The organism is Pectobacterium quasiaquaticum (genome assembly GCF_014946775.2).
Lineage (GTDB): Bacteria > Pseudomonadota > Gammaproteobacteria > Enterobacterales > Enterobacteriaceae > Pectobacterium > Pectobacterium aquaticum.
In genome coordinates this window covers 573,334-586,293 of sequence record NZ_CP065177.1, presented here as the reverse complement: position 1 = coordinate 586,293, position 12,960 = coordinate 573,334, and the positions used below count along the sequence as shown (strand labels likewise).

Annotated in this window: 13 protein-coding genes; 9 read left to right on the top strand and 4 right to left on the bottom strand. The window is 51.8% G+C overall.

What is annotated here, in order from left to right:
• Positions 1-12: 12 nt before the first annotated feature.
• The 3 genes from IG609_RS02755 to uxaC form a co-directional block, all read right to left on the bottom strand.
• Entirely contained in the window at positions 13-1,503 is a 1,491-nt protein-coding gene (locus IG609_RS02755; protein WP_039279336.1) for a UxaA family hydrolase, read from the bottom strand.
• Between the two features lie 19 nt (positions 1,504-1,522).
• On the bottom strand, positions 1,523-2,989 hold the full coding sequence (locus IG609_RS02750) for a tagaturonate reductase (protein WP_193397463.1): 1,467 nt from the start codon (positions 2,987-2,989) through the stop codon (positions 1,523-1,525).
• A 201-nt stretch (positions 2,990-3,190) separates the two neighbouring features.
• Complete coding sequence (uxaC, locus tag IG609_RS02745; protein WP_193397464.1) at positions 3,191-4,600, bottom strand: glucuronate isomerase; 1,410 nt, start codon at positions 4,598-4,600, stop codon at positions 3,191-3,193.
• 415 nt (positions 4,601-5,015) lie between these two features.
• On the opposite strand from uxaC, the gene IG609_RS02740 reads away from it, so the two are divergent.
• The 9 genes from IG609_RS02740 (at position 5,016) to IG609_RS02700 (ending at position 11,879) form a co-directional block, all read left to right on the top strand.
• Positions 5,016-6,317, top strand: a complete 1,302-nt coding sequence (locus IG609_RS02740) for an MFS transporter (protein ID WP_193397465.1) — start codon at positions 5,016-5,018, stop codon at positions 6,315-6,317.
• Positions 6,318-6,526: 209 nt separating this feature from the next.
• Complete coding sequence (gene exuR, locus IG609_RS02735; protein WP_010282953.1) at positions 6,527-7,303, top strand: transcriptional regulator ExuR; 777 nt, start codon at positions 6,527-6,529, stop codon at positions 7,301-7,303.
• Positions 7,304-7,808: 505 nt separating this feature from the next.
• A complete protein-coding gene (locus IG609_RS02730) occupies positions 7,809-8,492 on the top strand; it encodes a DedA family protein (RefSeq protein ID WP_193397466.1) in 684 nt (227 codons plus the stop codon).
• 2 nt (positions 8,493-8,494) lie between these two features.
• A complete protein-coding gene (mzrA, locus tag IG609_RS02725) occupies positions 8,495-8,890 on the top strand; it encodes an EnvZ/OmpR regulon moderator MzrA (RefSeq protein ID WP_193397467.1) in 396 nt (131 codons plus the stop codon).
• Between the two features lie 214 nt (positions 8,891-9,104).
• Positions 9,105-9,410: an ElaB/YgaM/YqjD family protein gene (locus IG609_RS02720; protein WP_005971326.1), complete on the top strand. Its 306-nt coding sequence runs from the start codon at positions 9,105-9,107 to the stop codon at positions 9,408-9,410.
• A 13-nt stretch (positions 9,411-9,423) separates the two neighbouring features.
• Positions 9,424-9,819, top strand: coding sequence for a phage holin family protein (locus IG609_RS02715; RefSeq protein ID WP_039524496.1), 396 nt, complete (start codon positions 9,424-9,426; stop codon positions 9,817-9,819).
• Positions 9,816-10,106 (top strand): YqjK-like family protein, encoded by a 291-nt coding sequence (locus IG609_RS02710; RefSeq protein WP_180784694.1) that lies wholly within the window; start codon positions 9,816-9,818, stop codon positions 10,104-10,106. Before IG609_RS02715 ends, IG609_RS02710 begins: the two co-directional genes overlap by 4 nt.
• 273 nt (positions 10,107-10,379) lie before the next feature.
• Positions 10,380-10,775, top strand: a complete 396-nt coding sequence (locus tag IG609_RS02705) for a DoxX family protein (protein WP_102117243.1) — start codon at positions 10,380-10,382, stop codon at positions 10,773-10,775.
• A 108-nt stretch (positions 10,776-10,883) separates the two neighbouring features.
• Entirely contained in the window at positions 10,884-11,879 is a 996-nt protein-coding gene (locus tag IG609_RS02700; protein ID WP_193397468.1) for a glutathione S-transferase family protein, read from the top strand.
• 80 nt (positions 11,880-11,959) lie between these two features.
• Here the strand turns inward: IG609_RS02700 and IG609_RS02695 are convergent, their stop codons facing one another.
• Positions 11,960-12,856: a LysR family transcriptional regulator gene (locus IG609_RS02695; protein ID WP_193399552.1), complete on the bottom strand. Its 897-nt coding sequence runs from the start codon at positions 12,854-12,856 to the stop codon at positions 11,960-11,962.
• Positions 12,857-12,960: the final 104 nt, after the last annotated feature.

The window sequence follows — 12,960 nt, the reverse complement described above, 5'->3', positions numbered from 1 at the left end:
AATAAATGTAATTTACAACGTCACACCGCTCTTAAATATGGCTAATTCGCGGAAGTCGTTCACTTCATTCTTCGTCGGCTTGCCGTCAGCAATCTCGACAATCAGCTCGACAAACTGGCTCAGCAGCTCATCCATCGGCATGTCGTGAATCAGACGCCCCGCATCGAAATCAATCCAGTGCGGTTTCTTCTTCGCCAGCTCGCTGTTGGTCGCCAGTTTTACGGTAGGCACAAATCCGCCGTAAGGTGTGCCACGTCCGGTACTGAACAGCACCATATGGCAACCGGCTCCCGCCAATGCGCTGGTTGCGACGGCATCATTCCCCGGTGCGCTGAGCAGGTTGAGCCCCGGAGTATGTAAGCGCTCACCATATTTCAGCACGTCCACCACTTTGCTCTGTCCGGCTTTTTGCGTACAGCCCAGAGATTTCTCTTCCAGCGTGGTGATCCCCCCCGCTTTGTTACCCGGCGAGGGGTTCTCGTAAATCGGCTGGTTGTGCGCGATGAAGTACTGTTTGAAGTCATTCACCATGTGCACGGTTTTCTCAAACGTCGCTTCATCACGGCAGCGGCTCATCAAAATACGTTCCGCACCGAACATTTCCGGCACCTCGGTCAGCACAGTAGTGCCGCCGTTGGCGATCAGATAGTCAGAGAAACGCCCTAACAGCGGGTTGGCAGTAATACCAGACAGCCCATCGGAGCCACCGCATTCCAGACCAAACTTCAGCTCGCTCAGCTTACCCGGCTCGCGTTTGTCATGGCGCATCGCCTCATACAGAGTATGCAGCCGCTCCAGACCGGCTTCGACTTCATCGTCCTGCTGCTGGCACACCATGAACGTCACGCGATCGGAATCAAAATCGCCCAGCGTCGTACGGAAGGCGTCAACCTGATTGTTCTCACAGCCCAGACCGATCACCAGTACTGCCCCCGCATTCGGGTGACGCACCATGTTTTGCAGCATCGTACGGGTGTTTTCGTGATCCTGACCGAGCTGTGAACAGCCAAAGGTATGGCTGAACAGGTAAACGCCGTCGATCCCTTCGGCATCGTTGGTTTCTTTCAGGAAACGCTGCTGAATCTGACGCGCAATCCCGTTCACGCAGCCAACGGTTGGCAGGATCCACAGCTCATTACGGATACCCACATCACCATTTTTGCGACGATAGAGCTGCACGTCCCGATCGCCCATCTGTGGCGGCAGTTCGAGGAACTCAGGCTGATACTGATATTCATCCAGATCGCTCAGATTGGTTTTCGCATTCTGAGAATGGATGTGTTCTCCGGGAGCAATAGACACCAACGCATGGCCAATCGGCAGGCCATACTTGGTAATCATTTCTCCCGGTGCGATGGTTTCCAGCGCGAACTTATGTCCGCGCACGACAGGTTGCTGAAGTGTCACCGTATGGCTATCCACCGACACCGTTTCGCCTTGCTCGACATCACGCAGGGCGACAGCCACATTGTCCAGAGAATGAATTTTTATAATACTTTGCATGGATAACCCTTCTTACTGATTAGCAATAACCTTCCACGGCTGCGCGCATGCCGCGCTCAACGATGGTTTGCAACTGTTCAGTCACCTGCGCAGCCAAGCCAGGAACCTGTGTTAAATCCTGTTCCCAGTGATCGGCATCGCGCAGTACGACATTCACCAGCTCAGCCAGGCTGACGGTGTTTTCTTTTACGCCCGCCCACAGCGTGGAATAACGTTCCAGCCAGTGTGCATCGTCCTGCAATGGATAGGTTTGTAACGCATCGCCTTCACCGCTGCGCTCGCCGCGATAGAATGCAATCAAGGCCGCCAGCGCAAACGTCAAGCGAGCAGGCAGTTCACCGTGACGCTCACGGTAGGTCAGCAGTTGTGGCAGAATGCGGGTGCGGAATTTGGTCATGCCATTCAGCGAGATAGATAACAGCTGATGCTGAATGAATGGGTTACGGAAGCGGCTTAATACAGCCTGAGCAAACGACGTCAGTTCGTCATGCGGCAAATCCAATACCGGCACAATCTCTTCGGCAATGGTCTTTTCCACGAATTTGCCAATCAGGGCATCATTCATCGATTCGCCAACGGTATCCAGACCTGCGAGGAATGCCACCGGCACCAGCGCAGTATGAGCACCGTTGAGAATCGCGACTTTACGTTCTTTGTACGGCTTGATGTCATCAACGATACGAACATTCAGATCCAGCTTATTCAGACGCAATTCTTCCGCCAGCCACTGTGGTCCCTGAATCACAAAAAGGTAGAAGTGTTCCGCTGTATCCCAAAACGTATCCTGATAGCCCATTTCCTGCTGTAGCGCTTCCACTTCGGCACGCGGGTAACCCGTCACAATGCGGTCCACCAGCGTTGAGCAGAAGGTATTGTGATCGTTCAGCCAGGCAGTAAACGTTGGCGTCAGTTTCCACTGTGCGGCATAGCGCAGCACCAGCGCTTTCAGCGCCACGCCGTTATAATCAATCAGCTCGCACGGCAGCAGCACCCAGCCTTTATCCGCTGCGCCGTCAAAATGACAGAAGCGCTCATACAGCAGACGGGTTAATTTCGCCGGGAAGCTGACAGGCGGCGCGTCGTTCAGGCAGTCATCGGCGTGATAGCTGATACCCGCTTCAGTGGTATTGGAGAACACGAAGCGGATATTCGGATCGTGCGCCAGCGCCAGATACTCATCGAACTGACGGTACACGTTAATTTCACGGTTTACCGAACGGATCAGACGGGGTTCGCGAACCGCCTCGCCCTGCTCGTTCAGACCACGGATAATCGTAGTGTACAGCCCATCCTGCGTGTCAAGCGCGGGCGGGAAATCGGAATCGATCGGGCGAACCACGACAATACCCGCATCCAGATCGGTGTGCTCATTCAGCAAATCCAACTGCCAGTCGACGAAAGCGCGTAGGAAGTTGCCTTCACCAAACTGGATAACACGATCTGGGTGTTGACGACCGGGGAAGTTACGACGATTTAACGTTTGCATTAACAGGCTACCTTAGGACGAATCTCACATTCAGGGCACGACCGATCGACCACCGTCATCCTTGCCCTATATTCATAATCACCCGCACCGAATCACCACCGGTGCCGATGACAAAAGACCGAGACACCGAGAGCCGCGGCTTAATCCCCTTTAGGAATCTTACTGCCGCGCCCTCGTGCAACTCACACCGATACGGTGGAATTACAGCTCGATAGCAAAATAGTTTTTAGCGTTATCGAAACTGATGTTTTTCACCATTTCGCCCAGCAACGGCAGGTCGGCTGGCGCTTCGCCATCTTCCACCCAGCGACCAATCATCTGGCACAGGATGCGGCGGAAATATTCATGACGGGTATAAGACAGGAAGCTGCGGCTATCGGTCAGCATACCGACGAAGCGGCTCAGCAGACCAAGCTGTGCTAATTGGGTCATCTGACGCTGCATGCCGTCCTTCTGATCGTTGAACCACCAGCCGGAACCGAACTGCATCTTGCCCGGCATCCCTTCGCCCTGGAAGTTGCCGATCATGGTACCGAGTACTTCGTTATCGCGCGGGTTCAGGCAGTAAAGGATGGTTTTCGGCAGCAGGTTTTCTTCATTCTGTTTGCTGAGCAAGCGAGACAGTTCCTGAGCCAGCGGACGGTCATTAATGGAATCGAAGCCCACATCCGGCCCCAGCAGCTTGAACTGGCGCAGGTTGTTGTTACGCAGAGCACCAATGTGATACTGCTGAACCCAGCCGCGACGGGCATATTCCGCACCCAGCCAGACCAGAACGCCGGTCTTGAACTGTGCTACTTCATGTTCACTCAGCGTTTCACCCGCAAGACGACGCGCCAGAATGTTATCCAGCGTTGCCTCATCCGCTTCGGCAAACATCACCACATCCAGCGCGTGGTCAGACACTTTACAGCCGTGTGCCGCGAAGTGCTCCAGACGCTTGGTCAGCGCCGTTTGCAGATCGCTGAAACGACGAATGTCAGTGTCGGAGACTTCACCCAGTTTCGCCATGTAGTCGTTGAAGGTTGCCAGCTCAATGTTGAACGCTTTATCCGGGCGCCAGCTCGGCAACACTTTGATAGAGAAGCTTGAATCCTGAGCAACGGTTTTATGGTGGCGCAGATCGTCAATCGGATCGTCTGTCGTACCCACCATTTTCACGTTCATCTGCTGCATGATGCCGCGCGCGGTAAAGTCATCGCGCTCCAGCATGGCATTACAACGATCCCAAATGTCTTTTGCCGTGCTCGGTGACAGCAGCGTGCCGGTTACACCGAACGGACGACGCAGTTCCAGGTGTGTCCAGTGGTAAAGCGGGTTGCCGATGGTGTGCGGCACGGTAGCGGCCCAAGCTTCAAATTTTTCCCAATCGCTGGCATCACCGGTACACAAACGCTCAGGCACGCCGTTGGTGCGCATAGCGCGCCACTTGTAGTGATCGCCTTTCAGCCAGATGTCATACAAATTTTTAAAGCGATAGTTTTCTGCGATCTGCTCAGGCGGCAAATGGCAGTGATAGTCAAATATCGGTTGGTCGACGGCATACTCATGATAAAGACGACGGGCAAATTCACTGTCTAACAGAAAATCTTCACTCATAAACTGGGGCATGTTCTCTTCCTTACCGTGCTTCTTGTGCACCAAATTAGTTAACCGTTAAAAGATATCACACCAATTATGCGCGATATCTCACAGTATTTGTGAGGTCATGATCGCAAAAATGTCACAAACAGTACAATAACCCAGCATTTATCGCCGTAAACGGCTGTCTCTCTCGGTTTAAACGAGGAACTCGCTATTCCATTATAAAAATAATGGTTTTGTGATATCACTCAACTTTTAAAGTTGTATGACAAATTATTGTAGCGCTGCCTTAAGCAGGGATTCAATCGCTATCTCACAAAGAGAAGGGTTTTCCTGTTCAACACAACAACAAAACGTGTCGCACGACATCACAAGACACATCACACCCTGATGCCACTCAAGAGACATTACGGTGTTTTTTATTGACTCGGAGAAAAAGTAAATGCGTAAAATCAAAGGATTACGCTGGTACATGATCGGCCTGGTGACCATTGGCACCGTGCTGGGATATCTGACACGTAATGCAATGTCTGTTGCCGCACCGACGTTACAAGATCAGTTGCACATCACGACACAGCAGTATTCTTACATCGTTGCAGCCTACTCAGCTTGTTATACCATTATGCAGCCTATCGCTGGCTATGTACTGGATTTGCTTGGCACAAAAATCGGCTATGCCATGTTCGCCATTCTGTGGGCCATCTGCTGTATGGGCACCGCGCTGGCAAACAGCTGGGGGGGATTAGCGATCGCCCGTGGCGCAGTCGGTATGGCAGAAGCGGCCATGATCCCTGCTGGCCTGAAAGCCAGTAGCGAATGGTTTCCGGCAAAAGAGCGCTCTGTTGCGGTGGGTTACTTCAACGTGGGGTCATCGATCGGCGCCATGATCGCGCCACCGCTGGTCGTGTGGGCGATTGTGGCTCATAGCTGGGAAATGGCTTTTATCATTACCGGTGTACTGAGCCTGATCTGGGCCCTCTGCTGGCTCGTTTTCTATAAACACCCAAAAGATCAGAAAAAACTCAGCGACGAAGAGCGCGACTACATTCTTAGCGGGCAGGAAGCACAGCACCAGACCAATAACGCGAAAAAAATGTCCGCCTGGCAGATCCTGCGTAACCGCCAATTCTGGGGTATCGCACTGCCGCGTTTTCTGGCTGAACCCGCGTGGGGGACTTTCAACGCGTGGATCCCGCTGTTCATGTTTAAAGCCTACGGCTTTAACCTGAAAGAAATCGCCATGTTCGCCTGGATGCCAATGCTGTTTGCCGATATCGGCTGCATTCTGGGCGGCTACTTGCCAATGCTGTTCCAAAAGCATTTCAAAGTGAACCTGATCGTTTCTCGCAAGCTGGTGGTTACGATGGGCGCAGTGCTGATGATTGCACCTGGCATGATCGGGCTGTTCTCCAGCCCTTACGTCGCCATCGCCCTGCTGTGCGTCGGTGGTTTCGCGCACCAGTCGTTGTCCGGCGCGCTGATTACCCTGTCATCTGACGTATTTGGTCGTAATGAAGTCGCCACAGCGAACGGTTTAACCGGGATGGCAGCTTGGATGGCAAGTACCCTATTTGCACTGGTTGTAGGTGCGCTGGCCGATACACTGGGTTTCAGCCCGCTGTTTGCTGCACTGGCAGTCTTCGATCTGCTAGGTGCTGTCGTCATCTGGACGGTGTTGAAAAACCAACCGGCATCAGAAGTCGCCGCCGCAGCGGAAACGTTGAAAGAAGCCAGCCAGCACTGATAATTCCTGCATTATCCTGGCTCATCCGGTATGATCTGCGACTGGGTGAGCCACCTCCCTCCGATAACACACCGCGATAACTGTGACCACAACATTGGTTGCAGCTATGATTAAGTGGTATAACAAATCATCCTTGAAAGATTAACGAGATAGACACTCAGGCCCTGACGTGGCACATGGACCGTCATCTATCGAGAGTAGACATCATCATGGCACTCACTGAACCCCGTCGGCTATACCAGCAGTTAGCCGCAGAATTAAAACAGCGCATCGAAAGTGGTATGTATCAGGTCGGCGAAAAATTACCGGCAGAGCGCTATATTTCTGAAGAAATGAACGTCAGCCGCACCGTGGTGCGCGAAGCCATCATCATGCTGGAAGTCGAAGGGTACGTTGAAGTACGAAAGGGTTCAGGCATTCACGTTATTTCCAACCAGCAGAAGAATCCGTTCATTAATAGCGGCGATAGTGAATTTGTCGCGGCAGGCCCCTTTGAGCTGCTTCAGGCTCGCCAGCTTATTGAAAGCAACATTGCTGAATTTGCGGCCACGCAGGTGACCCGTCAGGACATCATCCAACTGATGGAAATTCAGGAATATGCGCGTCAGGAAGATCGCTTCCGTGATTCTCAGTGGGATCTCAAATTCCACGTTCAGGTCGCACTGGCAACACAGAACTCCGCGATGGCGACCATCGTCGAGAAAATGTGGAGCCAACGGATCCACAATCCCTACTGGCGCAAACTGCATGAGCACATTGACGACAAATCGATTGAAAGCTGGTGCGAAGAGCACGACCGCATCCTTAAGGCATTGATTCGCAAAGATCCTTATGCAGCCAAACTGGCGATGTGGCAACATCTGGAAAACACCAAACAGATGCTATTTCGCGCTACAACGGATGATTTCGAGTTTAACGTCGACCGCTATATGTTCGCCGAAAATCCGGTCGTCCACCTCGACCAGATACACACTGGCAAGTCCTAAATAGGCATCCTCCCCCTTGTTTTGAGCGAAGGGGGAAAATTTTGCACCAAAGGGAAAAAGTCAGAAAACGTTGATTTCTGTCAGCGAGTGTAAAATATCGCAGAAATCCCCACTCTTCTTCGAAAAATCCCCCTAAACCGCCCCAGTTGTCGTAATATTTTTCTGTCTCAGTAACACCTATTTTGTTACAGTTAACGCGTCTTTCTTACGCTTAATCCGTCGCTTTGGATGCAAAGTCTGCCAAGACCAAACAATCCCCAAGCAACCTGTTTATCGGGTTCGCAGCGAAAAGCGAGCATCAAGTCAGACGCCAGCTTCGCTATCAGGCAGAAAAACAGAGATCATCAAAAAATCATAATCCTGTGCCCTGATATACCCTGAATAATTCGAGTTTCAGGCAACTTGACGTATGACGGGATTAACACTGTATTCACTCTTATCATGTCCAGAAGCGTGCGTGATTGTCGCCAAGGCTAAAATGCAACTGCAGTATTAGGAATACCGGATGGAATTAATCAAAGAACTGTTAAACGCACTCTGGCATCAGGATTTCGATATTTTAGCCGACCCTAAGCTGGTATGGACCATCTACATACTACTGTTTCTGATTATCTTTCTGGAAAATGGCCTGCTCCCCGCCGCGTTCCTGCCCGGCGATAGCCTGCTCATTTTAGTCGGCGTCCTCGTTGCCAAGGGCACAATGAATTACCCTTTTACGATATTTCTCCTGACGACGGCCGCCAGCCTCGGCTGTTGGGCCAGCTATATTCAAGGGAAGTGGCTTGGCAATACGGGAGTGGTTCAGGGCTGGCTATCACATTTGCCCGCGCACTATCACCAACGCGCCCACCAACTCTTCCATCGTCATGGTTTGTCCGCGCTGTTAGTTGGCCGCTTTCTGGCTTTTGTCAGAACGTTACTCCCAACCATCGCAGGCTTGTCTGGCCTGAATAACGCGCGCTTTCAGTTCTTTAACTGGATGAGCGGGTTCATGTGGGTATTTATTCTGGTTACGCTAGGCTTTGCTTTAGGAAAAACGACAGTCTTCCTGAAATATGAAGACGAGCTGATGTTCTGCCTGATGATGCTGCCACTAGTGCTGCTGTTTATCGGCCTGTTTGGATCGCTTTTTGTCCTGTGGCGTAAAAAACGTGACGCTAAGGCAAATAATGCAGAAAAAGGGAACTAACTGTGTCAATCAGCGGGTTATTCCCTAAGCTCTTCTCCAGAAAAGCAGCTCGAGTACTGCTATTGATTACACTATCGATGATTGGATTGACGCAGTCTCAGTCACTACGCCGCTCTCAGGACGATGCGATGCTACACATCAGGCCTTATGACGGTGCCGCGTTGCCCGATGGCTTTTACGTATATCAGCGTCTCAACGAAAAAGGAATTGCGATCAAAAGCATTACGCCAGAGCAAGATAGCCTGATCGTCCGTCTGGCCTCGCCGGAACAGAGTATCGCTGCCAGAGATGTCCTGCGTTTGTCTCTACCCAAAGTCACGATTACCGCGCAGCAAGTAACAACTCCGACGCCCTTCTGGCAGCAAAAACTGACACAGAAACAATCCAAACTGGGGTGACGACGATGAAACTATCTCCATAGAAACTATCTCTATAGAAACTATCTCCATCCATTCCCTACAAAACACACGACCACTGTTCATTTTGCATTCAAAAACCAAATCGCTAAAATTTACAGCGAGTTATCAGAATTTTCCGTACTGTTTAGGGCGGCATAAATATCAGCTTAAGCTATAGTTAACGTTCAGGTTTATAACATGAAGGGTTATTAATATGGCTAAAGATCAAAATTCTGAGTACCTACGCGCCGAATTGAAATCACTGGCGGACACGCTGGAAGAAGTATTAAGCACCTCCAGCGATAAATCTAAAGCGGAACTCGACAAGCTGCGTAATAAGGCAGAAAGCGCGCTGAAAGAAACCCGCAGTCGCCTGAGCGATACCGGTGAGCGCATCGCTTCCCAAACCAAAGAAGCGGTTGAATCTGCGGACGATTATGTACGCCAGAATCCGTGGACCGGTGTCGGCATTGGTGCAGCAGTCGGTGTCGTGCTTGGCGTCCTGCTGTCTCGTCGCTAATTAGCGGATCGTTATGACGGATAAATCACAACAAGGCCCCGCAAGCGGGGTCATGGCTTCTGCTCAGCGCATCATCTCCATTATTGTCAGCATGGTGGAAAGCCGTGTTCGACTGGCGGTCATTGAATTAGAGGAAGAGAAAGCCAATCTGATTCAGTTGCTGATAATGGTCGGCCTGACGCTACTTTTTGCCGCTTTTGGCATTATGAGCCTGATTGCGCTGATCATCTGGGGCATCGATCCGCAGTATCGTCTTTTTGCGCTGGGGTGTATTACCGCCACCTTGCTAGGACTAGCGCTGATAGGCGGCATATGGACACTCGTGAAGGTACGTCGTTCCACCTTGCTCAAAGCGACGCGCAAGGAGCTTGCGACCGACAGATCGCTGCTGGAGGACGAGCCCAAGTGAACGAGCGTCAACAGCGAGACAGAGAAAAAGCCCAGCTACTGCGCCAGATACAGCAGCAGCGGCTGGATTTATCAGCAGGTAAAAAACACTGGCTGGATACCACCGCACGTTACGATCGCGGCTGGCAAAGCCTGATGCAGTGGCGTAAATACTGGATCGTGGGCTCCAGCCTCGTGGCGCTCTATGGCGTGCGCCATCCTAGCCGCATGATCCGCTGGGGACGCCGCCTCGTCGGGCTGTGGGGGACATTCAGGCTCGTCCGTAAAACGTTTGAGCCACGTCCGTAATCCTTCCTATCACCTCGGCCATCTGCCTTATCTATACACCACTTTTCATCTGACTTTTACCTAACGCGCTCACGCCATCACAGCGTATTCTTGCCTAACTAACTGAACATCAATTTTTCTGAAATAAAACAACAATTATACTCGCTGGCAGCGCAAATCATCTCTCTATACTATCTGCCCATAACCTGATGGCGGGCCAGGTTTTCAGACCACACCTGCTACAACAAACACAATAGGGCGATATAGCCCACAACAAAATCAATTGGAGAGATGATGAAAAATTTAGAAAGCACTGCACTGCTGGTTGCACGTATCTTAATGCCGACTCTGTTTATCGTTGCAGGTTACGGTAAGCTGGGTGATGCCTATGCGGGCACACAACAATACATGCAGGCGATGGGCGTACCAACCTTCCTGCTGCCGCTGACCATTCTGCTGGAACTGGGTGGTGGCCTCGCGGTGCTGTTCGGTCTGCTGACACGTACCGTCGCGCTGTTCACTGCGGGCTTTACGCTGCTGACTGCACTGATTTTCCACTCTAACTTTGCAGAAGGCATGAACCAACTGATGTTCATGAAAAACCTGACCATCGCTGGCGGCTACCTCCTGCTGGCTGTAACAGGCCCAGGCGCATTCAGTATCGACCGCCTGCTGGGCAAAAAGTGGTAAGACGAGCCTTTTCCGGCCTGTACTACACTTAATAGTCGAATACCGAATGAGGCGGCAAGCATATAAGGCTTGCCGTTGTTTTATCATCACTCACTAACGGGGGGATTTATGGGACAACTGGTTGACGGCGTATGGCACGATACCTGGTATGAAACCCAATCTACCGGCGGCCATTTTAAGCGTTCAGAATCCGCATTCCGCAACTGGGTAACGCCCGATGGCGCACCCGGCCTCACCGGCAAAGGTGGCTTTCCTGCCCAGTCCGGCCGTTATCATCTCTATGTTTCGCTTGCCTGCCCGTGGGCGCACCGCACGCTGCTCATGCGACAGTTGAAAGGGTTAGAAGATCACATCGCCGTTTCGGTGGTTAATCCACTCATGCTCGATCATGGCTGGACGTTCGGTACCGATTTTGAAGCCGCGACGGGTGACTCACTCTATCAGCACGAATTCCTCTACCAGCTCTACCTGCACGCTATGCCAGACTACAGCGGTCGGGTGACCGTGCCTGTCCTGTGGGATACCGAGCAGCACACCATTGTCAGTAACGAATCCGCCGATATCATCCGCATGCTGAACAGCGCTTTTGATGGCGTAGGGGCAACGGCGGGAGATTATTACCCAGAAGCGCTACGTGCTCAGATTGACGAATTGAACGGCTGGATTTACGACAAAGTCAACAACGGTGTTTACAAAGCCGGTTTTGCGACAAGCCAGTCAGCCTATGATGAATCCGCCACAACCGTTTTTGCTGCGCTCTCCGATCTGGAACGCATTTTGGCAAAACAACGCTATCTGACAGGTGAGCAGTTAACCGAAGCCGACCTGCGGCTGTGGACGACGTTGATCCGTTTCGATCCGGTCTATCACACGCATTTTAAATGCGATAAATATCGCCTGAGCGATTATCCCAACCTGTTCGGTTTTCTGCGTGATATTTATCAAATGCCCGGCATCGCCGATACCGTCGATATGGCGCATATTCGTCACCACTACTACCGTAGCCACGGCACGATTAATCCGCATGGCGTGATTTCGCTGGGTCCAGAGCAAGATCTGAACCAGCCCCACGAGCGTGATAAGACGTTTGTCGATTTATACTAGGTTTTGGCCGATTTTCGCTAAGCAGGAGTGAAATAGTGCGGCAAGGTGTGGAGAACACCTTGCCGCAAAATGCGCGGAATTTAAGGTTGGTTCAATAGTTTCGGAATCTCACGCAGGAACCAAGATTTCGCCTCGCCCATGCTGTCTCGCCGCCACGCCATAATAATCTGGCTTTCCATCTGATGCTCCGGTCCAATCACCAGCAAACGCCCTTCGGCAATATCTTGCGCAATCATCTGATACGGCATGGTCGCGACGCCCAATCCCGCCAACAGCGCACGCCGTTTATCATCCAGCGAACTCACCGTCAGACGTTGTTGTTTATCCAACAACTGCACGGTCAGTACCGGGCGTTCACGCGCGGTATCCGCCATCGCAATCCCACGGTATTTCACTCGGGTTGCATCCGAGAGCGGTTCAGGCTCCTGATGAATCGGATGATCTGGGCTGGCGACATAAACGTTATTCATTGTGTACAGCTTGCGGGTATTCATTTCAGAAGACGCACGAAAATGCATGTCCGGCGCAATCACAATATCGGCGCGCCCTTGCTCAAGACGCTCCCATGCCCCAGCCAGCACTTCCGTCAGAATCGATACCTGCGTATTGGCTTTAAGTGCCAGTTTATCGATTAATGGGAAAATTCGCTGAGTCGGGATCAGCGCCTCCGTCACAATCGTCAGGTGCGTTTCCCAACCGCGTGACAGCGCCTCTGCGTCCGTCGTGAGCTTATCCGCGGCCTCCAACAGGATACGACCACGTTCCAGCAGCATCCGCCCAACATTCGTGAATTTAGTACGATGTCCAGAACGATCGAACAACACTACATCTAACTCTTCTTCCAGTTTCTGCATGGTATAGCTCAGCGCAGAAGGCACCCTACCCAGTTCGTCTGCTGCAGCGGCAAAGCTGCCACGACGATCGATCGCATCCATCACCCTCAACGCTTCCAGCGTCAGTGCTCGTTCTCTCGCCATCTTCGTACTCATTCAGGAATTTTGAATATACCCACCAGATTAACTAGCTAACAATCCAACGTCCACACAATTACTATCAGTTCAATAAATAATTCTCTGGGGGA

Coding starts and splice junctions, on each gene's coding strand:
- IG609_RS02755 (WP_039279336.1), bottom strand. CDS start 1,503: ATGCAAAGTATTATAAAAATTCATTCTCTGGACAATGTGGCTGTCGCC.
- IG609_RS02740 (WP_193397465.1), top strand. CDS start 5,016: ATGCGTAAAATCAAAGGATTACGCTGGTACATGATCGGCCTGGTGACC.
- IG609_RS02715 (WP_039524496.1), top strand. CDS start 9,424: ATGACGGATAAATCACAACAAGGCCCCGCAAGCGGGGTCATGGCTTCT.
- uxaC (WP_193397464.1), bottom strand. CDS start 4,600: ATGCCCCAGTTTATGAGTGAAGATTTTCTGTTAGACAGTGAATTTGCC.
- IG609_RS02730 (WP_193397466.1), top strand. CDS start 7,809: ATGGAATTAATCAAAGAACTGTTAAACGCACTCTGGCATCAGGATTTC.
- IG609_RS02720 (WP_005971326.1), top strand. CDS start 9,105: ATGGCTAAAGATCAAAATTCTGAGTACCTACGCGCCGAATTGAAATCA.
- IG609_RS02695 (WP_193399552.1), bottom strand. CDS start 12,856: ATGGCGAGAGAACGAGCACTGACGCTGGAAGCGTTGAGGGTGATGGAT.
- exuR (WP_010282953.1), top strand. CDS start 6,527: ATGGCACTCACTGAACCCCGTCGGCTATACCAGCAGTTAGCCGCAGAA.
- IG609_RS02700 (WP_193397468.1), top strand. CDS start 10,884: ATGGGACAACTGGTTGACGGCGTATGGCACGATACCTGGTATGAAACC.
- IG609_RS02705 (WP_102117243.1), top strand. CDS start 10,380: ATGAAAAATTTAGAAAGCACTGCACTGCTGGTTGCACGTATCTTAATG.
- IG609_RS02750 (WP_193397463.1), bottom strand. CDS start 2,989: ATGCAAACGTTAAATCGTCGTAACTTCCCCGGTCGTCAACACCCAGAT.